This window comes from Litoreibacter roseus (genome assembly GCF_009811795.1).
Taxonomy (GTDB): domain Bacteria; phylum Pseudomonadota; class Alphaproteobacteria; order Rhodobacterales; family Rhodobacteraceae; genus Litoreibacter; species Litoreibacter roseus.
In genome coordinates this window covers 281358-302318 of record NZ_BLJE01000003.1, presented here as the reverse complement: position 1 = coordinate 302318, position 20961 = coordinate 281358, and the positions used below count along the sequence as shown (strand labels likewise).

The 20961-nt window shown below is 56.7% G+C and carries 21 protein-coding genes and 2 tRNA genes; 6 read left to right on the top strand and 17 right to left on the bottom strand.

Annotated features, from left to right (window positions below; all coding sequences use genetic code 11):
- Positions 1-25: 25 nt before the first annotated feature.
- Positions 26-433 (top strand): hypothetical protein, encoded by a 408-nt coding sequence (locus tag KIN_RS15375; protein ID WP_159808648.1) that lies wholly within the window; start codon positions 26-28, stop codon positions 431-433.
- Here KIN_RS15375 and KIN_RS15370 read toward each other — a convergent pair.
- The 3 genes from KIN_RS15370 to KIN_RS15360 form a co-directional block, all read right to left on the bottom strand.
- Positions 417-1784 (bottom strand): MATE family efflux transporter, encoded by a 1368-nt coding sequence (locus KIN_RS15370; protein WP_159808646.1) that lies wholly within the window; start codon positions 1782-1784, stop codon positions 417-419. The two genes, KIN_RS15375 and KIN_RS15370, sit on opposite strands and share 17 nt — an antisense overlap.
- 285 nt (positions 1785-2069) lie before the next feature.
- Positions 2070-2753 (bottom strand): class I SAM-dependent methyltransferase, encoded by a 684-nt coding sequence (locus tag KIN_RS15365; RefSeq protein WP_159808644.1) that lies wholly within the window; start codon positions 2751-2753, stop codon positions 2070-2072.
- Between the two features lie 63 nt (positions 2754-2816).
- A complete protein-coding gene (locus KIN_RS15360) occupies positions 2817-3518 on the bottom strand; it encodes an NAD(P)-dependent oxidoreductase (RefSeq protein ID WP_243144941.1) in 702 nt (233 codons plus the stop codon).
- Positions 3519-3660: 142 nt separating this feature from the next.
- Here KIN_RS15360 and KIN_RS15355 point away from each other — a divergent pair, with 142 nt between their 5' ends.
- Both KIN_RS15355 and KIN_RS15350 read left to right on the top strand, forming a co-directional pair.
- Positions 3661-4449, top strand: coding sequence for an aminoglycoside 6-adenylyltransferase (locus KIN_RS15355; protein ID WP_159808642.1), 789 nt, complete (start codon positions 3661-3663; stop codon positions 4447-4449).
- Between the two features lie 64 nt (positions 4450-4513).
- Entirely contained in the window at positions 4514-6466 is a 1953-nt protein-coding gene (locus tag KIN_RS15350; protein WP_159808640.1) for a DNA gyrase/topoisomerase IV subunit B, read from the top strand.
- Here the strand turns inward: KIN_RS15350 and KIN_RS15345 are convergent.
- Entirely contained in the window at positions 6463-7797 is a 1335-nt protein-coding gene (locus KIN_RS15345) for a hypothetical protein (RefSeq protein ID WP_159808638.1), read from the bottom strand. The genes KIN_RS15350 and KIN_RS15345 overlap by 4 nt on opposite strands.
- 187 nt (positions 7798-7984) lie before the next feature.
- On the opposite strand from KIN_RS15345, the gene KIN_RS15340 reads away from it, so the two are divergent.
- Positions 7985-9154 carry an alpha/beta hydrolase gene (locus KIN_RS15340; protein WP_159808636.1) on the top strand — a complete coding sequence of 390 codons (1170 nt, stop codon included), beginning with the start codon at positions 7985-7987 and terminating at the stop codon, positions 9152-9154.
- 12 nt (positions 9155-9166) lie between these two features.
- Here the strand turns inward: KIN_RS15340 and KIN_RS15335 are convergent, their stop codons facing one another.
- Positions 9167-9577: a c-type cytochrome gene (locus tag KIN_RS15335; RefSeq protein WP_174239128.1), complete on the bottom strand. Its 411-nt coding sequence runs from the start codon at positions 9575-9577 to the stop codon at positions 9167-9169.
- A 191-nt stretch (positions 9578-9768) separates the two neighbouring features.
- Here KIN_RS15335 and KIN_RS15330 point away from each other — a divergent pair, with 191 nt between their 5' ends.
- Positions 9769-10455, top strand: coding sequence for a hypothetical protein (locus tag KIN_RS15330; RefSeq protein WP_159808634.1), 687 nt, complete (start codon positions 9769-9771; stop codon positions 10453-10455).
- Between the two features lie 72 nt (positions 10456-10527).
- Here the strand turns inward: KIN_RS15330 and KIN_RS15325 are convergent.
- The 12 genes from KIN_RS15325 to KIN_RS15270 all read right to left on the bottom strand — a co-directional run bounded on the left by KIN_RS15325 (position 10528) and on the right by KIN_RS15270 (position 19753).
- Positions 10528-10604, bottom strand: a tRNA-Asp gene (locus tag KIN_RS15325).
- Positions 10605-10641: 37 nt separating this feature from the next.
- Positions 10642-10718, bottom strand: a tRNA-Asp gene (locus tag KIN_RS15320).
- A gap of 82 nt (positions 10719-10800) precedes the next feature.
- Complete coding sequence (locus KIN_RS15315) at positions 10801-11325, bottom strand: GNAT family N-acetyltransferase (RefSeq protein ID WP_159808632.1); 525 nt, start codon at positions 11323-11325, stop codon at positions 10801-10803.
- Positions 11322-12260 (bottom strand): pirin family protein, encoded by a 939-nt coding sequence (locus KIN_RS15310; protein ID WP_159808630.1) that lies wholly within the window; start codon positions 12258-12260, stop codon positions 11322-11324. The genes KIN_RS15315 and KIN_RS15310 overlap by 4 nt, the downstream gene beginning before the upstream one ends.
- Before the next feature lie 75 nt (positions 12261-12335).
- Complete coding sequence (locus KIN_RS15305; RefSeq protein ID WP_159808628.1) at positions 12336-12614, bottom strand: hypothetical protein; 279 nt, start codon at positions 12612-12614, stop codon at positions 12336-12338.
- Between the two features lie 124 nt (positions 12615-12738).
- The gene (locus KIN_RS15300) at positions 12739-13704 is read right to left on the bottom strand and encodes an ABC transporter ATP-binding protein (RefSeq protein ID WP_159808626.1); all 966 of its coding nucleotides are present in this window, start codon (positions 13702-13704) and stop codon (positions 12739-12741) included.
- The gene (locus KIN_RS15295; RefSeq protein ID WP_159808624.1) at positions 13701-14690 is read right to left on the bottom strand and encodes an ABC transporter ATP-binding protein; all 990 of its coding nucleotides are present in this window, start codon (positions 14688-14690) and stop codon (positions 13701-13703) included. Before KIN_RS15295 ends, KIN_RS15300 begins: the two co-directional genes overlap by 4 nt.
- A gap of 8 nt (positions 14691-14698) precedes the next feature.
- Positions 14699-15157, bottom strand: a complete 459-nt coding sequence (locus KIN_RS15290; protein WP_159808622.1) for a DUF2059 domain-containing protein — start codon at positions 15155-15157, stop codon at positions 14699-14701.
- Positions 15158-15188: 31 nt separating this feature from the next.
- A complete protein-coding gene (locus KIN_RS15285) occupies positions 15189-16139 on the bottom strand; it encodes an ABC transporter permease (RefSeq protein WP_159808621.1) in 951 nt (316 codons plus the stop codon).
- A complete protein-coding gene (locus KIN_RS15280; protein ID WP_159808619.1) occupies positions 16139-17113 on the bottom strand; it encodes an ABC transporter permease in 975 nt (324 codons plus the stop codon). Before KIN_RS15280 ends, KIN_RS15285 begins: the two co-directional genes overlap by 1 nt.
- An 84-nt stretch (positions 17114-17197) precedes the next feature.
- Complete coding sequence (locus KIN_RS15275) at positions 17198-18757, bottom strand: ABC transporter substrate-binding protein (protein ID WP_159808617.1); 1560 nt, start codon at positions 18755-18757, stop codon at positions 17198-17200.
- A gap of 84 nt (positions 18758-18841) precedes the next feature.
- The gene (locus KIN_RS15270) at positions 18842-19753 is read right to left on the bottom strand and encodes a LysR family transcriptional regulator (protein ID WP_159808615.1); all 912 of its coding nucleotides are present in this window, start codon (positions 19751-19753) and stop codon (positions 18842-18844) included.
- 109 nt (positions 19754-19862) lie between these two features.
- On the opposite strand from KIN_RS15270, the gene KIN_RS15265 reads away from it, so the two are divergent.
- A complete protein-coding gene (locus KIN_RS15265) occupies positions 19863-20921 on the top strand; it encodes a dipeptidase (protein ID WP_159808613.1) in 1059 nt (352 codons plus the stop codon).
- The last annotated feature ends 40 nt before the right edge of the window (positions 20922-20961 follow it).

The following is a 20961-nucleotide window of genomic DNA, read 5'->3' as shown; positions in this document are numbered from 1 at the left end:
AGCGTCGCGAAAACAGGGTTAAACGATGTCGAGCGAGCTTCCAGATTTCTATTTCCGCGTCCGAGAAAACGGCGCCACCGTATTTCGTGTCGACACGGAAAATCGCCAGCGACGGATCGAAATGCAGGAAATTGCAGTCGTCAACGTGCGCAACGGCCAGATCAAGCCGCATGGCAGCCACACGTTAAGCGACGAGGAGCTGGTCGTCATCAAGGACTGGATGGATGAGCGCGTTGCCGTGTTGGCCACCCGCGATATCGATGACATTTACCGCGCCGTCGATTACCTGAACCTGACGACCCATTGGGCACAAACCAAGGCAGAGCAGGATCAGCTGGAAGAGGTCACAGATGCGTTGCTACTGGCGATGCATGATCTGCGCAGCGTACTTGTGCGCAAGAAGGCGGATCGACTGCTCAAAGGCTCGGACTGAGGGCCGGTGACGACATCGCGCGAAACCGTTGCACGAAGCGCCACCACAACAGCGCACTCGCCATAAAGAGCCCCGCCACCAAGCCCAGCCAGACACCAACGGGTCCAATCTGCAAAACGATCCCCAGAAAATACGCAGTCGGCAGACCGACCAACCAATAGGCGATGGCGGCCATGATCATTGGCACGCGCGTATCCTGGATGCCGCGTAGCATGCTCAGGGCCATTACCTGACCCGCGTCAACCAGCTGGAACAGTCCCGCCACGGCAAGAAGTGTCGTTCCCATGGCAAGGATCGCTCCGCGCGCCGGTTCATCAGGATCGATAAAACCTGAAATCAAAAGCTCCGGTACGGTTAGAAATGCGATCATGGTCAGTGCGACCACAAACATCGACAGGCTGACCGCTGCGGAGCCCCCGCGCCACATACCCTCGAAGTCCCGCCGTCCCAACGCACGCCCCGCCCGCACCGTTGCAGCCTGCCCTAAAGCCAGATGTATCATGAAGGTGCCAGACGCGATCTGAATTGCGATACCATGGGCCGCCAGCGGAACTGTCCCGATCAATCCAATGATCAGGGCTGAAGCCGAAAACAGGCTGCTCTCGGCAAGGTTCGTTAGCCCGATGGGCCAACCCAAACGAAAGACACGGCCAAAAACCTCGGGATCAGGGCGCCAGATACGCTGAAACATCACTTGCGCACGCGTACCGGGCGCTTTTGCGACATAGAGTGCGAGGGCCAAAACAGCCACGAGATGAGTTGTGGCAGATGCAATGGCCGCCCCTTTTAGACCCATCTCCGGAACACCCAGGTTACCGAAGATCAGGACCCAGTTCCCAAACGCATTTACCGCAACGGCGAGGAGCGTGATCCACAGCACAACCTGTGTCCGCTCCAACGCAGCGAGATAGCTTTTCAAGACCATGATAAGCAGCGCAGGAAACAAGCCAAACCCGGCAATCCGCAGATAATCCTGTGCCATTTGGCTGAGGCCGGGATCCTGCCCGAACGCCAGAAAGACAGATTTCGACCAGATCATCAGGGGGAGAAACAGGGCAGCATATATCACCGACAGCCACATCCCCATTCGGGTCACGCGGCGCACAGTTGTATCGTCGTCCCCCGAGGACGCCTCAGCCACCATTGGCATGACAGCAAAAGCAAATCCCGCCCCCATAATGAAGATCACGAAAAAGAAGGAGTTGGCCAAAACCGAAGCCGCCAGTTCAGTGACACCGTACCAGCCAAGCATGATCGTATCGAACAGCCCGATGGCAAACTGCGCCAAATGGCTGCCAATCAAAGGCAGGCCCAGAACGAGGACCGCGCGAAGATGCTGTGAGAAGGTCATAACCCTCGATACGCCGCCGCATACCCGACGACAACACTCAGCAGACGCCAAAGAACAGCGCAGGCAAGTGCAGTCGCGCCAATCGAGCTGGCGGGCGACTTTGTGGCCAAGCGCCGGTGAAAATTTTGGGTGCGCTGAGATTATGCCTGCGTCAGATACGCCTTCCGGCGCGTGGCACCTGCGCCGACATCACTCTGGGGACGGGGTTGCCGGACGTCGCAACGTCGAAAAGGAAGGCCTATGCCACCCACCTCGCAAGAGCCAAAAGTCCGATTCGAGCAGCGCTTAACCTTTGACGCGCGCCGCCGCCAAGACGGTTGGCGCCGAAACAAGATTAAACGGATCGCGCAACGCAAATCCCGCGCCGCCGGTCTTTATGATTGCGAACTGGCTGTCCGGCAACGCAATGATAGGGTCCCCCATAAGCTCTGCGATGTAGATGGCAGTCGGGAACACCAGTGTTGGTTCGTGTGCCTCTCCGTGTTGCCAGATGTTCTGTACGAAGTCGTCACCCCACATTACGCCGCCCTGCCGCAGCTTAGGGTAAAATTTTAGCAGATCGATCAGCACGCCGCGCAGAGTGTGATCTCCGTCGATATAGGCAAAATCGAGATCACCTTCAGGTATTTCATGCGCCACTTCCAGAGTGGTTCCTCGCATCACATGGCGCTTTTCCACCGCATGCGCTGTCGCAGCCATTGCCGTCTGATAGTCCCGCTCCAGTGCGGCGTCTTTCTTATTTAAGGGTTTATCCCATTGAGCCAGATGGCGCCATGGATCGACCATGACGTAGTGCTCAAGATCGGGACACGAGCGCAACAAAAGATCAGAAAATTCACCTCGCCAAACGCCGACCTCTGCCATGCGTGTGACGTTGAGCGCATCCACAACTGCTGGGACCAGTGATGTTCGGCCGCGGTAGGAAGTCGCCAAGTCAATGATGCGCGTTTCTACGAGGTCGTATTGCATGCTCAGATATCCGGAAAAGTTCATCTAAAAGTACCATACCGAAGCAAAAAAGCCAGGCGCGCACTATGCCATCTCTCTCAAGACCGCCATTGGCGAAGTGGCTTCCGGAGGTTCGGCACGGGCGATGGCCGGTGTTTCTCTAACGTGGCTTCCGTCCGTGATGCACCTGAGAATGAAATGTGCGAGGTCCGCGTGGCGCGTGCGGATCAGTTTTGGCGGGATGACGTTGTCCGTCACGGTGTAGTCTTCGGTCAGATCGCCGTCCATCAGCCATCCCGGGCGAACGGCGGTCCAGTCAATGTCATCAGTGACCCGCAATATCCGCTCCATGTCTCCCATTTGGGTAAACACCCGGTGAAGCGACAGCATCGCTGGGATCCGGAAATGCAGCGGCCCGCGATCCTTTGCTTCGACAAAGCTGGCCGAAATCACCACGAGGCGCCGCACATCCACAGCTTTCATACCCTGGACGATCCGCAACGTACCTTCGGTATAGAGCGGCGGCGGATTAATCAGCGTGGGTAGATCATTGCCTACGCCCAGAGCGGACACGACAGCATCGGTACCGTCAATCAGATTCGACAGATCATCTTTCAGGACGTCAGCGGTGTGATGCGTGACAAGGTCGGTGTCCGGCGCTTTTTGGGGCCAACTGTGTTCGATCGCGCGTACTTTATGACCAGCGGCGGCGGCTTGCGTGACCAGCTTGGCTCCGGTTGCGCCCGCTGCGCCGAAAATCGCGATGGTGAGAGTGGATTGCGGCATGGGGTAAGTCCTTATTTTTCAGACGCTCAACCCCGAGCTTGCCCGACCTGTTCCACGCCCCAGCCTGCGACATCGCGGCGCTTCGCACTGAAGTCTTGCCAAGCGGCAACTGGAAACACACATAAAAGTCATGGAGCACGACGTGATCATAGGGAATGTCACTGCGAAGCTTTCGAACGTGCCGTCGCTGCAGGCGCTTTTCATGGCCGGTAGCCATGGCAAAGGAACCGCTGACGCCTATAGTGATCTCGACTTTGTTGCGGTTGCGGACACAGAAAACGCTAACGCGCTGACGGGTTCGTTCAAGAATGCGCTCGAAGATCTGCAACCGGTCATCTATTGGAGCGCGCGACACGGGATCACAAGTCTTGCAAATGCTGTGCTGCACGACTGGGTGCGTTGCGATTTGTTTATCACCAGTTCGGACAAGCTCACACACCGCGCACAAGACAGCGTTACCCCTCTGTTCGATCCGTCTCGTATCTATGAAACCCTGCCGGCCACCTTGCCAGAGGCCACCCCAAACCCGCAGCGCATCAATTACATCATCAATGAATTTATCCGCGTTTTGGGGTTAACCCATGTCGGACTTGGGCGCGGTGAGCTCGTGATGCTTACCAAAGGTTGTGCGATCCTGCGGGATCTGACCTGTGATCTGCTCCTGGAGACGTGTACCTTGCCCGACCGGGGCGGCGTGCTGCACTTGAAACGGCTGCTGACGCCCGATCAAATGGCCATTCTCGAGGCCCTGCCATATCCGGGACCGAACCGCACAGAGTTGATCGACGCAGTTGTCGAAACATCCCGCGTGTTCTTTCCCTTGGCCCGCGACATGGCCGAACGCGCGCAAATTGACTGGCCCGAGGCTTTTCAAGCCGCAACCTTGCGGCACCTCTCTGACAATCAAAACATCACCATTTCGCCCCGCTAAGGTCCCTTCCCCCACGCGGCACGCTCTGGCATAGTCGCGCCAAGCAACAAAAAAGAGCAGCGGTATGAATGATCTTCTCTCCGGGGCAGCCTCCGACGGCTATGATGCCTCCTCTATTCAGGTCTTGGAGGACATGGAGCATGTCCGGTTGCGACCGGGCATGTATATCGGCGGCAAGGATGACCGGGCGCTGCATCACATGGTGGCCGAGATCATCGACAACTCCATGGACGAGGCCGTTGCGGGCCACGCTACATGGATCGAGGTCGAACTGCACGAAAACGGTCATGTCTCCGTGCGGGACAACGGCCGCGGCATTCCCACAGGACCGCACCCAACGGACCCGACCAAATCGGCGCTAGAAATCATTTTCTGCACCCTGAACGCGGGCGGCAAGTTTTCGGGCGATAGCTATCAGACCTCCGGCGGGCTACATGGGGTGGGCTCGTCCGTCGTCAACGCGCTGTCGGATCACTTGCGCGTCGAGGTTGCGCGCAACAAGGAACTGTTCGCGATGGAGTTCTCGCGCGGCGTCCCTCAGGACAAGCTGAGCAAAATTGGCGCGGCTCCAAACCGGCGCGGCACCGCCGTCACCTTCCACCCGGACGCCGAAATCTTCGGCACTTTGAAACTGAAGCCCGCCCGCCTGTTCAAAATGGCGCGTTCTAAGGCCTATCTGTTCTCCGGCGTCGAGATCCGATGGAAGACGGCCATCAATGACGGTGAAACCCCACTGGAAGCCACGTTCCGCTTTCCCGGCGGTCTGGCCGACTACCTGCAGGAAACACTGGGGACTGCGACGACCTACTCGGAGAAACCTTTTGCCGGGTCCGTGTCCTTCGACAAATTCGGCGTGCCGGGCAAGGTGGATTGGGCAATCAATTGGACGCCATCACGGGATGGGTTCATCCAGTCCTATTGCAACACGGTGCCCACGCCCGAAGGCGGCACCCACGAGGCCGGCTTCTGGGCGGCAATCCTCAAAGGCATCAAGGCCTATGGTGAACTGGTCAGCAACAAAAAGGCCGGCACCATCACCCGGGAAGACCTGACAACGGGCGCGGGCGCGCTTGTGTCTTGCTTCATCCGGGACCCGGAATTCGTGGGCCAGACCAAGGACCGGCTGGCGACGGTCGAGGCGCAGCGGATGGTCGAGAACTCCGTCCGAGATCATTTTGACAACTGGCTGGCGGCTGATACTAAATCCGCAGGCGCAATCCTCGATTTTCTCGTGCTACGCGCCGAAGAGCGCCTGCGCCGCCGTCAGGAGAAGGAGACCGCGCGCAAATCTGCCACCAAGAAACTGCGCCTGCCCGGCAAGCTGGTCGATTGCTCCGCCACGAACCGCGATGGGACGGAGCTATTCATCGTGGAGGGCGACAGCGCGGGCGGCTCGGCCAAGATGGCCCGCAACCGGGTCAACCAGGCACTTCTGCCGCTTCGGGGCAAGATACTGAACGTACTTGGGGCGGCCTCCTCAAAGCTGGGCTCAAACGCCGAAATCTCCGACCTCTGTCAGGCTCTTGGGGTCGGCATGGGGACGAAGTTCAACGTGGATGATCTGCGTTATGACAAGATCATCATCATGACGGACGCGGATGTGGACGGGGCGCATATCGCCTCACTGCTTATGACGTTTTTCTTCACCCAGATGCGTCCAATGATCGACCAAGGTCACCTCTACCTGGCCTGCCCGCCGCTCTACCGTCTGACACAAGGGGCCAAGCGGGTTTACTGTCTGGACGAGGCGGAGCGTGATGCGTGGCTCGCCAAGGGTCTGGGCGGGAAGGCAAAGATCGACGTCAGCCGATTCAAGGGCTTGGGCGAGATGGACGCAAAGGACTTGAAAGACACCACGATGAACCCGGAAACCCGCAAGCTGATCCGGGTGACCATAGACGAGGACATGCCCGGCGAAACCGGAGACCTCGTAGAGCGCCTCATGGGCAAAAAACCGGAATTGCGTTTCGAATACATCCAAGAGAACGCGCGGTTTGTGGAGGACGTGGATGTTTAGTCTAGTTCTCCAACTTCCTGCGAAATATCGGCAGCCTCATTAGGTTCAACACTCACTTTGGGTGGTTTCTTTACATATGCTGTTAGGTTCTGCCCAATACTTTCGTAAAATGCCGGTACTATTCGCTCGAGCGCTTCGATAAACGCAGCCTGCTGGCCAAATTTTGCGCCGAGCTTCACTAGCTTGAATATCTCAAACGAGTGAACTGCAAGATGTTCTCTTCCTTCCGAGATAAGATCGGGCTTTTCTCGTAATTCAGAAAGTGCCGCCAATGTAGGATCACTTCTGCCAGGCCAGTTGAACCGAACGTAGGTATCACTTAAAGATTCAGTCTTTACTTGCCGAAGCAGCCAATTCAGCCTAGCCCGTGATGATTTTTTATCATCTGGAGCACGCAAACGCATACCAACGGAAATTGATCGTCCTTTAAGATCAGCGCACACTTCGAAAGGTGAAGCCGCGTCCGGTATATCCAGTACCATAGATAGCGAATTGCTCTCAGAAAGTTGGTTTATGGTTGCTTTCATCTTCTCCAAGGAAGAGTTTGCGAGCTTACGAGGCAACCTTTCTGTGACAATTGCATTGAGTTTTCTAGTCAAAATTAGACAAAGATCTTTCGTCTCTTGATGCCAAGCATCGACAACAACTTTTGTATCAGCTGAACTTTTAGATATCTTACCATCCGCAACCACCAGCTTAGATAGTGTGGACCATTCCTTTGGCATTTTGTTAAAACCTTCAACGCCGGCACTTTCATGAGAGAGGAAGAGTGATAGCTCCTTCAATAAGATCGCCTGATCTCTATCAACGACTTTCTCGTTACTGAGTAAGTAATCGACCATAGTACGAACTAGCATCCATGACCAATGAAAAACTGGAATCGTATTACGCCTATTGAGCTCTGCACTTAGCGGATGGAATTGAGGAGAGGTTGCGAATTGATTCGATATAGTGATCACACAATCAATTTTATGTAATCTCGCAAGATCGCGATATCTTTCTATCTGCTCCAAGCTCAGGGTCGCTTTTCCAATTTTCGTTTCTATGAGTGCACGCCACTGACGCTGGCCCGTATTTATAATAATCAAACCGTCAGGGCGATCATTCTTCACATTCTTCTCTGATTTGAAAACAATTTCGGTAAATGCGTGAACGCTCGAACGCTTACCCAATCTCAAACCTATAGTTTCGAACAATGCTGAGGCGAATTCATCCACGATCCTCATCGAAGCCAAGACTATTGATGTTGTTCTACCTTCTTTCGAGACCGTCGAAAGAACTGGAAACAGCCTTGCTGGAGCACCATCACTTAAATAATCTGGACGTTCCATAAAGTCTCCTAACAAAATAAATGCAACTCTAGAGAACTACTATTCCCTCCATGAAGCAAGAATTCTGAGATAAATGCATTTCGCTATACGAAATGAGGGACTGGCACCACTTCGCTGACCTGACTTGACACATTCCAGCGCAAGAACATCATGTCAGGCGTTCGCCAAGCCTCGCAGGATGTCTTTTGTGCAGAATATTAATGCTATTCTTTGCCTCTTTCTGATGCTCTCCGCTTGCTCGCGGGTTGTGTCACTGGTGCCTATGCCCGATCTGGCACCGGCGCGGGACAGGGTTGTGCAGCATGTCTTGATAACGACATCTCGGGTACCCGCCGAAGGTGGGCCGTTTGTGTTCTCAGACGCGCGCTCGCCGCAGCTCAACTTCGCGGATATCGACGTCTCTATTCCCGAAAACCGCGAAGCGGGTACGCTGCCGTTACCCCGACGGCGTGTGGATGCAAGCCGGGACTTCACAGCGACATCGATTGAGCCGTTGGACACCGGGCAGGATTTTATCGACCGCGTGAACGAAAGAATAGCCGCCGACCCCGAGGCTCAGGGCCGCATCCTGATCTTCATCCATGGCTACAACATCAGCTTTCCCCGCGCTGTGTATCGCACCGCGCAACTGCGTCATGACTTCGACTTTGAGGCCATCGCGGTCGGTTATTCGTGGCCATCAGCCGGGCGGACGTTGCAATATGTCTATGATCGCGACAGTGCCAGTTTCGGACGCTCGGGCCTGGTGGAGACACTGGATCTTCTGGCGCAATCGAATGCGCGCGAGATCCGGCTGGTCGCCCATTCGATGGGCTCACAGGTGGCTTTCGATGCCTTGCTGGAATTGGCGGCGCGTCGTCGCAAGGACGTTCTGGAGATGTTTGAAGCCGTTGTCTTCGCCTCCCCTGACATCGACGTGGATGTGTTTATGCAGGACATCCAGATATTGGAGCCGCTGCGGTTTCCGATGGTGGTCCTGACGAACCCTCAGGACCGCGCGCTTAATCTGTCGCGTGCATTGCGGGGCGGCCATGCGCGGGTGGGTCAGGTGGAAAGCGTTGATGCGTTGCTGGAAAAGGGAATTATCGTGTTTGAAGTTGCGGGGCGGCGACGCGGGATAGATCCCTTCGGCCATTTGGGCTTCGCGACGTCGCCCGCGCTGATTGAGTTGATCTCAAACACGTCGACCGATGATCTGCTGGCCCTGTCGCAGCAGGGAAAGAAGACCGAACTGCGCAGCAATGTGAAGAACGCTCAAGGTCAGACAGATCTTGTGCTCTATCTGCCTCGTGCGGAGGATGTGCCCGACCGCCCGCCGATTTCGCCCTTCTTCCAAGAGCTTTCGGACGGCGATTAAGCGTGCTGCACCTTAGTTCTGGATGCTTTCCAGCCATTCCACGAGGTCAACGACGGGCTGGCTGGTCATAACCAGTTCCCCGCCCTCGTCGCGCATTGTGACCCCCCGTCCCTCGAAGTAGTCGCCATATACCGGCATCGGGCTGCCATGGGCCAACAGGGGATCCCGTCCGTCGATGCGGGCGATCACAAAGGCTCGCGGAAAGGTTCCGCCGTTCTGTCGGGCGAGATCGGTCAGATCAGGCGGTGTCAGAACCAACATGGATGCCATGGGGCCATCTCCCCGCGCCTCGATCCCATGGCAGGTCGCGCAGTATGTGAAAAACGTCTCGCGACCTTCGCTGAGGTCAACTTCAACATCCTGTGCGATGGCCCCCGACCCTATGGCCGCCACTCCAATCATAATGCTCAAAATCCGACGCATGACGTCTCCCTTTTTGCTGCCCCACTAACAATATGCAGCGCGTTTGCCAGTGCAGCGTTGATCTAAATCAGACGGGAGCAGCTGGTTCGGGATGCAATATCCATACTCAGAATCATCATGCTTTTGACGGGCAGCACCCTGCGCGGTCTTGACGCTTGCCTCTGCGCAGGAAGCCAAGCAAAGTCGACCGAATGCGACTCTGGATTGTGCTTCTTCTTTTCTTGTGTGTGGGCTGCGGACGACCGCTGACGCCCACGGAACAAAACTACCTCCAGGGCATTCATGGTCCGTCTCTGGACACGTCAAAGGTGCGATTGGTTCGTATCCCGCCCCTGCGGTCGTTTTCTCTGGCAATCCCCAAACGCCCGCGCGTGACGTGTCAGGATCGGATCTTCCCGCCACCGACCGAAGAGATCGTGACAGGTGCGCCTGCGGCAACAGTGATCTTCAATCGGATTTTTGTGAACCGTGACTATTATCTACCGAATTACATTCCCGGATATCCCAATGAAATGTATCTCTATGAGGCGATGCTGCTGGCCCACGAGATGACCCATATCTGGCAATGGCAGAACCGGGACATTACCGGGTATCACCCATTCAAGGCAGTAGCGGAACATCGGGCAAGCGCGGACCCTTATCTTTTTGATCTGGGCGACAGCGACGCGCAGTTTTCCGATTTCGGTTATGAGCAACAGGGGGCCATCGTTGAAGAGTTTGTCTGCTGTCGGGCGCTTGATCCCGACGGCGCCCGAACGGCGCGTTTGCGAGAATTGCTTGAGGCCGCCTTCGGAAATCCGAGCCTCGTCGCCCGCCTGCCGAACACCAACGTGATCAAACCATGGGACGGCGCGGACGTCGAAGCCGTCTGCAGTTGAACAACCGGCTTCCTGTCCGAAAATGAACTACTTTTCTCAACTCCAAGACAGAAACACGAAAAAGGGGGAAAGTGGCGCGGTTGACGGGGCTCGAACCCGCGACCCCCGGCGTGACAGGCCGGTACTCTAACCAACTGAGCTACAACCGCGCAGGTCGGACCTTGCGGTCCTTATGTCAGGCAGTGATGGCGCGGTTGACGGGGCTCGAACCCGCGACCCCCGGCGTGACAGGCCGGTACTCTAACCAACTGAGCTACAACCGCTCACTGCAGCCCGATCTCTCAGGCGTGCCGCAGGGTTTATGATCCACGCCACGCCCCGTCAAGCGGCGATCCTGCATTGATGTCACTTTTCACCCGATCCACCCAATTGTGCGAGGGCGCGGAGGTCAGTCCAATGCACCGGACAACTTACGACGGCCTGTCCAAACATCTCATCGGGACCGGGCGGCCCCTCCTTGCCCCCAAGCCGGGAATAAAGCGCCCTGGCGCGAATATTGGTGTCAAGCACCGTCAACCAAGCCGCATCATGGCCCATCTCTGACAGCCTTGCCGCAGCATAGGACATCAGCCGCGTCGCAAGCCCCTGCCCCCATGCATCCCGACGGATATGAAGATTGTCGATGTAGGGCGCGGGTTCGATCAGCTTTATTGCGATAAAGCCCGACAAATCACCTGCCGGATCAAAGGCGCCCAGGACAAGATCCGTTTCCGTGAGACCCTTGGCCCAGCGGGCCGCGATGTCGCGTTGCATCGGACCTGAAAGGTAGTCTGGTGGTAGAACATTGGCGTAGTTTTCCCCCCAACTGTTCGTCTGCAACTTGGCGACAGCGGCCAGATCCGCTGTGTTTAGGGGTCTGAGGACGGTCATCGGTCCGGTAGTGGGATATGTTCGCTGTCATCGCCCGGCGGCAACTGGAAACGACCATGGGCCCAATCTTCCGCCCGCCAAGCTTCTTTAGCGGCCTCGATCCGCTCTTTCGATGATGCGACGAAGTTCCACCAGATATATCTGGGCCCTTCCAGTGTGGCACCGCCCAAAAGCATGATCCGTGCGCCGTGTTCCCCGGCCGTGAGACTGATTTTGTCGCCCGGGCGAAACACCATCATCCGGCCTGCCTCAAATACATCGCCACCCACAGAAATTGATCCATCGACCACGTAGACGCCCCGGTCTTCATGATTGTCAGGCAAGGGAATAGCCGCATTCGCTTCAAGTATGGCATCTGCGTAGAACATCTCGGACGGGGTCTCTACGGGCGCGCGTGCGCCATAGGCGTCGCCGAGGATCAGCCGGACATGCTTCCCTTCGGCCTCGATTACCGGAAGCGTATCTTTCCCGGCATGCTCGAATGCTGCTGCATCATCTTCACGATCAGCGGGCATGGCGACCCACGTCTGGATGCCGAAAAGATCGTGGGGTCGGTTTCTTATCTCGCCATCCGTCCGCTCGGAATGCGTAATGCCGTGCCCCGCAACCATCCAGTTGACTGCACCCGGCTCGATCCATTGATCGGTACCAAGGGAATCCCGGTGATGAATTTTACCCTTATAGAGGTACGTCACCGTCGCGAGGCCAATGTGGGGATGAGGGCGAACATCGATTCCCTGTCCGGTGATGAACTCCGCGGGCCCCATTTGATCAAAAAAGATGAACGGGCCAACCATCTGCCGCTTCGGGGCGGGAAGCGCACGACGCACTTCAAATCCGCCAAGATCCCGTGCCCTTGGCACGATAACGGTTTCGATGGCATCCACTTCGTTGCCCGTAGGACAATGGGGGTCGAGTGCGGGGTTCCAACTCATATGTGCGCCTCCGTTGCAGCTAATCGGAGGGTAACGCAGGGGCGCGCCAATACAAGCCAGCCCAAGCAGATGGTCTCAGCCTTGAGCGGAACTTTCCCGAAGGATGGATTGCCTTTCTGATGTCAAAGCCTCGGTCATGCGGGCAAGTCGCGCAGAGATCAGGAAAAGTTCAGTGATGTCGCGCTTTTCATCAAGCTGCGCCAAAGCGAATGCACATGCTTCCGCCATATCCGATGCGCTTTGCATCAAAACCGCACTGACCTCTTCCTGGTATCCCTCGGCCTGCAGTGATTTTGCGCGTTCCAGCACGACGCGAAAATCTTCACCGAGAGATAGAAGTTGGTCACCGTCCATCGTCCACCCCGTTTTTCATACCGCTTTGACTGTAGCAACCTTATGAAATAATTCACCAGATTTTCAGTCACGCGATCACGCTACGTCAGCGCATACATAGGTCAGTAAGGGTGTCGGATTATCGCTATTCTGCGAGAAAACAGGCCACGCGAGACGCGCCCTTGCGTTCAAGCGACGGACGTTCCCGGCTGCAGCGGTCCACCGCGATCGGACAGCGCGGATGATAAGCGCAGCCCGAAGGCAGGTTAATCGGGTCCGGGATTTCGCCTTCAGGCGGTTCGATCTCACGCCCGAACCCGTCCATCCGCGGTGCCGCATCCAGAAGCATGCGCGTGTAGGGGTGTTTAGGATTGGCAAATAGATCCTCAGGCGCGGCTTCTTCGACCAGCCGTCCAAGATAAAGCACGCCGATCTTGTCCGCCATATGCTGCACGACGGTCAGGTCATGACTGATAAAGAGGTAAGTCAGCCCGAACTCGTCTTTCAGATCGCTCATCAGGTTCAGAACTTGCGCCTGAACAGACACATCAAGCGCGCTCGTCGGCTCGTCACACACGATAAGCTTCGGTTCTGAGGCCAAGGCGCGCGCGATGCAAATCCGCTGGCGTTGTCCACCGGAAAACTGATGCGGGAACCTGTCGGCGTCATTGGCGCTCAGGCCCACTTGCTCCAGCAATTTCTCGGCCACGCCATCCGCTGGTTTACCCCGCGCCACAAGTGGTTCGATGACGATATCGCGCACTTTCCAGCGGGGGTTGAGTGAGGCATATGGATCCTGAAAGATCATCTGGATATCACTGCGCACACTGTCGATTTTTTCCGCATCCGTCTCACGAAACAGATCAATTCCGTTGATCTCGACATGACCTTCACTGGGTCTCAGCAAGCCGACGATCATTTTGCCTATAGTCGATTTGCCAGACCCGCTTTCGCCGACAAGCGCATAAACCGAGCGTTCCTCGATCTCGAAACTGGCGTCGGACACGGCAGTCAGCTTTCGCTTGGGCAGCCGCTCGATAATCCTGTTCAACAAAGGCTTTGAAACATCAAAGATGCGCGTCAGGTTGCGGACGGAAACAAGCCCGCTCATGATGCTTGCTCCACATCAGCACCGCGCAGAGGATACCAACAGGCCGCTCTGGGGTCCGCGCCGCCAAGTCTGGGTGTCGGATCAACGCGGCATTTGTCCTGCACGTAAGTGCAGCGCGGGTGGAAGGCGCAGCCGTTCGGCATCGCCGTCAGCCGAGGCATGTTGCCGGGGATCTGACGTAACCGCGCCTGTCCCTTGGAAGCGATAGGTGTCGAGCCCATCAGACCGTCCGTGTAGGGATGGTGCGGCTCGGTCACGACATCGCGGACCGGGCCAAGCTCGGCCAGACGGCCTGCATACATCACCGCAACCCTGTCGGCTGTTTCGGCAATCACACCCATGTCGTGGGTCACAAGCATCACCGCCATCCCACGTTCCCTGCAAAGACGTTTCAGCAGAGCCGTGATCTGGGCCTGCACCGAGACATCAAGCGCAGTCGTGGGTTCATCCGCAATCACAAGCGAGGGCTCTGCACAAAGGGCCAGCGCAATGACCACCCGTTGCCGCATACCCCCCGAGAACTCATGGGGGAAACTGTCGATCCGTTCTGCTGCGGCAGGAATACCGACCTCCTCCAACCCGCGTATGGCGCGGGCGCGGGCCTCGGGCTTTGATACATCCAGATGCTCGCTGATCGTCTCGGCCAATTGCTCGCCGACCGGGAGCAAGGGATTGAGCGAGGTCAGCGGGTCCTGAAACACCATGCCGATCTCTTTGCCGCGCTTCTTGCGCAGCTGCGAAATCGGAAGATCATCCACCCGCGCGCCATTGACGTGTATCTCGCCGCTGGTGATCCGCGCGGGGCGGTCCAGAAGGCCGATCACAGCGTTGCCGGTCATGGACTTTCCGGCACCGGATTCGCCAACGACACCAAGAATCTCGCCAGCAGCAATGTCATAGCTCACATTGTCGACGGGGCGCAGAATGCCTTCGCGTGTGGGAATTTCCACGACCAGATCGCGGACGGATAGAACAGGTGTTGTCACGGGGTCTCTTACTGTTGGAGTTCGGCCTGCACGCGCTGCATCACTTGGCTTTGCATCGCCTGCAGTTCGGGCTGAAGTGTGCCCATCGTGCTTTGCATGAAAGGTGTCATCTTCGACATGGCAGACGCCCCCAAAGGGGATGAATAGAAGGCCGTCAGCGCTTCGATTTCTTCCAGTGAGAAGGTCGTTGCAGCGCCCTGGATCATCGCCTGCTCCATGGCGGGACGGATGCGGTTAACCTCTTCGGAGACGATGTTCGTGATGATCTCCAACTGTTCCGTCGGCACTTGCTGCAGTGCAGGTCCCATTTGCGCCATGATCATCTCCGGCGACAGCATGTCGGTCATCAACTTTTGCTGCACGTCGCTTTCAACGTAAGCGCGCGCGGCTTCCAAACGTTCTTCATCCTGCGCAAAGAGCGGAGTTGCACATAGGAGTGCTGCGGCGAGCGTGGTTGTGAACTTCATGGTGATATCCTTTGTGTCGGCTATGTGGGTGTCAGCGCAGTCGTGGGTTGAGCGCGTCCCGCAACCAGTCGCCCAAAAGATTGACCGACAACGCAAGCGCAAGAAGTGTGACGGCGGGGAAAAACAAAATCCACCATTCGCCGGAGAAAAGGTAATCCTGCCCGATCCGAATGAGCGTGCCGAGTGACGGTTGGGTGGGCGGCGCACCGACCCCCAGAAAGCTCAGCGTGGCTTCGGCAATGATTGCCAGCGCCAGCGAAATCGTGGCGATCACCAAAACAGGGCTCAAAACGTTGGGCAGAATGTGACGCACCATGATTGCGGGGCCAGATCGCCCGATCAGACGTGCCGCCTGCACGTATTCCTTGTTGCGCTCAACCAGTGTGGCTCCGCGCACGACACGGGCGAATTGCACCCAGTCCGACAAACCAATCGCGACGATCAGCACGACAATCGCAAGTTGATCGCGGTATTCAACTGGCGTGAAACCTTTGGCGACGCCCGTGATCAGCATGGCCACGAGAATAGACGGGAACGTCAGTTGAACATCAGCGATCCGCATGATCAATGTCTCTGTCCAGCCGCCGACGTAACCCGCGATTAAGCCAAGCGTGACACCCAAAACAAGGGCGAACAGAACTGCAGCGAAGCCCACAAAAAGTGAAATCCGCATGCCGTAGAGAATGGTGGAAAACACGTCGCGTCCCTGATCGTCAGTGCCCATGAGGAAGCTGTCACCTGTGAACGCATTGGCCTCAGACGGCGGCGTGAACCCGTTCATCAGGTTGAGAGATGCGGGATCGAATGGGTTAAAGGGGGCAATGAGGGGCGCAAACACCGCCGCCGCCATCAGCAGGAACACCATCGTCGCAGAGATGATCGCGACAGGCGATTTCCGGAATGCATAGGCAAAATCGCTGTCCCACGCGGTTTTGAAGCGAGACGGTCGTTTGGTTGCCGAGGGTAGCGGAAAATCGGTCATCAGTGTCTCCCGTCGATGCGAAGCCGTGGGTCGATCGCGAAGTACAGCAGGTCGACGATAAGGTTGATGCCGACAAACATCACCGAGATCAGCATCAGGTACGCCGCCATAACCGGGATATCGACAAACTGAATGGCATTGATGAAGAGCAAGCCGACACCGGGCCACTGGAACACCGTTTCGGTAATGATCGCGAATGCAATGATCGCGCCCAGTTGAAGTCCCGTCACCGTAATGACAGGAACCAATGTGTTTTTCAGCGCATGTCTAAAGTTCACGGATTTTTCTCGAAGGCCGCGGGCGCGCGCGAACCGAATATAATCTTGACGTAAGACCTCAAGCATCTCGGATCGGACCAGTCGCATGATTAGTGTCATCTGGTAGAGCCCCAGTGTAATCGCCGGTAAAATCAAAGCCTTGAGACCCGAAGGTGTCAGAAATCCGGTGGTCCACCCACCGACAGCCACCGTTTCCCCCCGCCCGAAAGACGGGAGCCAATCAAGCTCCACCGAGAACACGTAGATAAGCAATATCCCGATCAGAAATGTCGGCAAAGACACCCCGACCAGTGACAGACTCATGATCAAATTCGAGGCAATTCCGTCTCGCCTGATCGCAGTAAACACCCCCAAACCGATGCCAAGCCCAAGCGCGAAGAGCCCGGAGACCGCCGCCAGTTCCAGCGTTGCAGGTGCCCGTTCGGCAATGATTTCGGACACTGGGCGGCTTTGCCGATAGGATATCCCGAAGTTGCCCTGAACGGCCTGTTCCAGAAATTTATAGTACTGGACGGGAAAGGGCTGATCGAGACCCAGTTGCGTCCGAAGACGCTCTACATCCGCCTGCGTGCGTTCCTGACCCAGCATGTTGTCGATCGGATCGCCGACAAACCGGAACATGGAAAAGGCCACGAGGCCCACCACAAGAAGGACAACGAGGGACTGAAAGACACGGCGGATGATATAGGCAAGCATTGTGAGAGTAAGTCCACGAGCGTTCTGGAACGTCAAGCGTTACCCGGGGAAATCCCCTCACAATCTATCGTTTGGTTGGTGTGCCTAGTTGACGGTCACCCACCGCAGAATGAAGAAATCATCGGGCCGCTGAGTCAGTTCTATGTTTTCCTGCGCGCCCCAGACAAGCGGTTGGACATAGAGCGGCACATAGGCTGTTTCTTCTTGCAGAATCTGCGTCACCTCATCCAGCATGCCTTGGCGTTTGGCATCGTCGATTTCGGACTGGATCATCGGCAGAAGCTCGTCAACCCTTGCGTTCGAGTAGTCGCCGAAGTTCCAGCTGCCCAGCTTCTTTTCTTCATTGGGCGTGCTGGCCAAGAAGCGGATGGGATGCTCGGCGTCAAAGGTTCCCGGGGACCATCCCAAGAGATACATGTCGAAATTATCTTCGCGCAATTCCGGCCAGTAGTTGCGGACAGGCATGGCGTCGAGTTCCGCCTTCAGGCCAATCTGCGCGAGCATACCGGTGATTGCCTGACACACGGCCTCATCATTCAAGTACCTGTCATTTGGGCATTTCAGACCGAAAGAGAACCCATCTGCATATCCGGCCTCCGCCAGCAGCGCCTTCGCACCTTCCACGTCATAGGCGGGACGCTCGGCCAGACCGCTTGAATATCCACGCATGGCTGGACTGACCAGCTGGCTGGCGGCCTCTGCGTTGCCGCGCATTATCGTTTGCAGGATTGCGGGGACGTTGACGGCGTGGGCCACCGCCTGCCGGACCTTGGCGTCTGCGAATGGATTCGGCTGTCCCGCATCGGCACCGTATTTCAACTCAGCCGCTTGATGCGGAAAGCCCAGCATAATCACCCGCGCCTCGATCCCCTGAATAACCTTTACACCATCGCGGCTGGCGATCCGTCCGGCATCCTGAATGGGGACCGGATTGATCATGTCCACATCGCCCGAAAGCAGCGCAGCAACAGCGGTCGCGGAGTTCTGGATCGGCGTGAACTCCGTCCTGGTGATGTTGTGTTCGGCGTCGCCCCACCATTCGGCAAATGGTTCGAGAACTGTTTTCAGGCCGGGCTGACGTTCCACCAGTTGAAATGCGGCCGTGCCATTGGCATTCAGGGTTGCATAATTCTCGGCATCCTTTGCAGGCCGCTCCGCGCCATTTTCGGCGGCCCATCCGGCATCCATAATCATCCAGTTTGCGATGCTATCGGGAAAGATCGGATTGGGTGCGGTGGTCAAAATATCGACGGTATAATCGTCAACCATGTTCACCTCAGAGACTGGAGCAAACCAACTTGATGTGTCTGCCTGCTCGCTGGAGGCCCGCTCGTAGGAGAAGATCACATCCTCTGCGGTGAATTCTTGTCCGCCATGGAATTTAACGCCTTGGCGCAATATGAAACGCCACCCTTCACCGTCGCCGATAGGTTCCCAACTTGTGGCGAGCGCAGGCTCGATGGTCATATCCTTCCCGCGCCGCACCAAGCCTTCGTAGACATTGTTCAGAAAACCAAGAACAGGTGCCGAGTTGACCGCATGGGGGTCCATCGTTTGGGGGTCAGTGTTGCCCGCCCAGGTGAAGGTTTCCGCATGAGCCGCCGTGGCTATGAGGGTGGCGGCAATCGCAAGCGTGGTACGCATCAAAATTCTCCAGTCTATCGCGGGTATCGTATTGGGGACGTGGTGCGACAGGTTGTCAAATCAAATTCCCGCTTCGGTCCTTGGCTAGACCTTCTCTGTGAAGGGGTCTGGGTGCGTATGCAGCCGCATGTGCCGCATGAACGCCCGCGCAATTCGCGGGACCGGTCGTTGATCGGACGTCAGAAAGTAGGTGGTGTAGCGGATGGGGGAAACGAAGGGCACAAACACGATCTCTTCCGAGCGGTATTGATAGAGCGGGAACGGATTGATCACTGCGATGCCTAGTCCCTCCTTAACAAGATCAGCGGCGGCAAAAGACGTTGTGACCTCTGCCACGATGTTTGGCCGCGTCCGGGTTTCTTGAAACATACGATCCAATTGAGCACGGCGGGCATGTCGGTGGCTAAGCGCAATCAGGTTCTGACCTTCAAAATCCTTTGGCTCTATCTGCGCCCGGCTTGCAAGGGCGTGCATTTTGGGCAGAACGCAAACGGCCAACGATCGACGGAAGGGCGCCAGTTTTAGGCCCGCCCGTGAAAGATCGACGCCGATCAGACCCAGATCGAACCGGTCCTCCAGTATGCCGCGGATCACACCGTCGGAGGTGTTTACCTCCAGACTGACGAAGAAATGCGGGTTGGCCTTCAAAAAGCCTGCCACCTGCGACACGAGAAACCGGTGAGAATAGGTCGGTGGCGCGATCAAACGCATGGTCTCCTGCACTGGCTCGTCTGGACCTTCGATCCGGTTCAGGGCGTCAAACAACGGGTCGAGGCGAAAGTTCAGCCTCACGGCCTCTTGCGTCGGACGCAGTCGCCCGCCATCCCGCTCAAAGAGCATCTTTCCGATCCGCCCTTCCAGATTAGCTATCGAGCGACTGATCGCAGACTGGGAGAGCCCAAGCTGTGCCGCGGCCCCGGTCGTGGTTCCGGACTGCATGACAGCGCGTAGGGCCTGATATTCCGGGATCGAATGCCAACTTTTCGATTTGCTCATTTTTTGACCTATCGCCCAAATGCTTAACTCTATGAGTAATACTCATTCTATTTTCGGTAGGACATGACAGAGTTATGGTTAACCTGTCCAGATCGTCTTGGGGGATGATTTGGGTTCTAAAACTTTAAAAATTTTCGACGGACACAACGATGTTCTGTCTAAACTTTACCGGTCTGGCGGCGTCCCAGCGGCAGACACGTTCAAGACGGGACGCCAAGGCGCAATCGATCTTGAAAAGTCTAAAACCGGCGGTTTCGCGGGTGGGTTTTTCGCAGTTTACATCCCCTCGCCGATCGACCTTGACTTCAAGTTTAAGGAAATGACCAAACCGTCCTACGATCTGCCCCTGCCCCAGCAAATTGAGGTGGACGATGCGTTGCCTGTCGCGCTGGCGCAGATGGCCATTTTGTTCGAGTTGGAACGGCAGGGCGTATTGTTGGTCTGCCGCAGCGCCTCGGATATCCGGAGTGCAATGCAGGACAACAAGATCGCGGCCATCTTCCATATCGAAGGTGCCGAGTCGATTGACCCGGATTTGCATGCACTGGACGTCTTCTATGAGGCCGGCCTTCGATCGCTTGGACCAGTGTGGAGCAGACCTACGATCTACGGCCATGGGGTGCCCTTCCGTTTCCCCAGTGATCCGGACATCGGCGATGGGCTAACTGATCTGGGCATCAAGCTCATCAAGAAATGCAATGCGCTCGGCATCATGGTCGACCTGTCCCATCTCAACGCGAAGGGCTTCTGGGACGTCGCGCGTCATTCAGAAAAACCGCTGGTTGCGACCCATTCGAATGCACACGCCATATGCCCGCACGCCCGCAATCTGACTGACGCGCAACTGGATGCAATTCGGGAAAGTGACGGCATGGTTGGCCTGAACTTTGCGGTGGCTTTCCTGAGGGACGACGGCCGGATGCTGGCCGATGTGCCGATCACGCAGATGCTGCGCCACATAGATCATCTTATCGAAAAACTGGGCGAAGACCGCGTCGGGCTTGGATCCGACTATGATGGGGCGATTGTTCCGAAAGACCTGACCACCGCGGCTGATCTTCCGAAACTCACACAGGCAATGAAAGAGCACGGATACGGTGAGCCACTCATCGAAAAACTGTGCCACGCCAACTGGTTGCGCGTTCTGGAAAAAACCTGGGGTTCCTAGACATCCAGCTGGACAACCATTCACGACACACAACAGGAGA

Coding starts and splice junctions, on each gene's coding strand:
- KIN_RS15375 (WP_159808648.1), top strand. CDS start 26: ATGTCGAGCGAGCTTCCAGATTTCTATTTCCGCGTCCGAGAAAACGGC.
- KIN_RS15310 (WP_159808630.1), bottom strand. CDS start 12,260: ATGAGTTGGAACCCCGCACTCGACCCCCATTGTCCTACGGGCAACGAA.
- KIN_RS15290 (WP_159808622.1), bottom strand. CDS start 15,157: ATGAAGTTCACAACCACGCTCGCCGCAGCACTCCTATGTGCAACTCCG.
- KIN_RS15285 (WP_159808621.1), bottom strand. CDS start 16,139: ATGACCGATTTTCCGCTACCCTCGGCAACCAAACGACCGTCTCGCTTC.
- KIN_RS15345 (WP_159808638.1), bottom strand. CDS start 7,797: ATGGAACGTCCAGATTATTTAAGTGATGGTGCTCCAGCAAGGCTGTTT.
- KIN_RS15365 (WP_159808644.1), bottom strand. CDS start 2,753: ATGCAATACGACCTCGTAGAAACGCGCATCATTGACTTGGCGACTTCC.
- KIN_RS15335 (WP_174239128.1), bottom strand. CDS start 9,577: ATGCGTCGGATTTTGAGCATTATGATTGGAGTGGCGGCCATAGGGTCG.
- KIN_RS15280 (WP_159808619.1), bottom strand. CDS start 17,113: ATGCTTGCCTATATCATCCGCCGTGTCTTTCAGTCCCTCGTTGTCCTT.
- KIN_RS15330 (WP_159808634.1), top strand. CDS start 9,769: ATGCGACTCTGGATTGTGCTTCTTCTTTTCTTGTGTGTGGGCTGCGGA.
- KIN_RS15360 (WP_243144941.1), bottom strand. CDS start 3,518: ATGCCGCAATCCACTCTCACCATCGCGATTTTCGGCGCAGCGGGCGCA.
- KIN_RS15270 (WP_159808615.1), bottom strand. CDS start 19,753: ATGAGCAAATCGAAAAGTTGGCATTCGATCCCGGAATATCAGGCCCTA.
- KIN_RS15300 (WP_159808626.1), bottom strand. CDS start 13,704: ATGAGCGGGCTTGTTTCCGTCCGCAACCTGACGCGCATCTTTGATGTT.
- KIN_RS15370 (WP_159808646.1), bottom strand. CDS start 1,784: ATGACCTTCTCACAGCATCTTCGCGCGGTCCTCGTTCTGGGCCTGCCT.
- KIN_RS15315 (WP_159808632.1), bottom strand. CDS start 11,325: ATGACCGTCCTCAGACCCCTAAACACAGCGGATCTGGCCGCTGTCGCC.
- KIN_RS15350 (WP_159808640.1), top strand. CDS start 4,514: ATGAATGATCTTCTCTCCGGGGCAGCCTCCGACGGCTATGATGCCTCC.
- KIN_RS15275 (WP_159808617.1), bottom strand. CDS start 18,757: ATGCGTACCACGCTTGCGATTGCCGCCACCCTCATAGCCACGGCGGCT.
- KIN_RS15305 (WP_159808628.1), bottom strand. CDS start 12,614: ATGGACGGTGACCAACTTCTATCTCTCGGTGAAGATTTTCGCGTCGTG.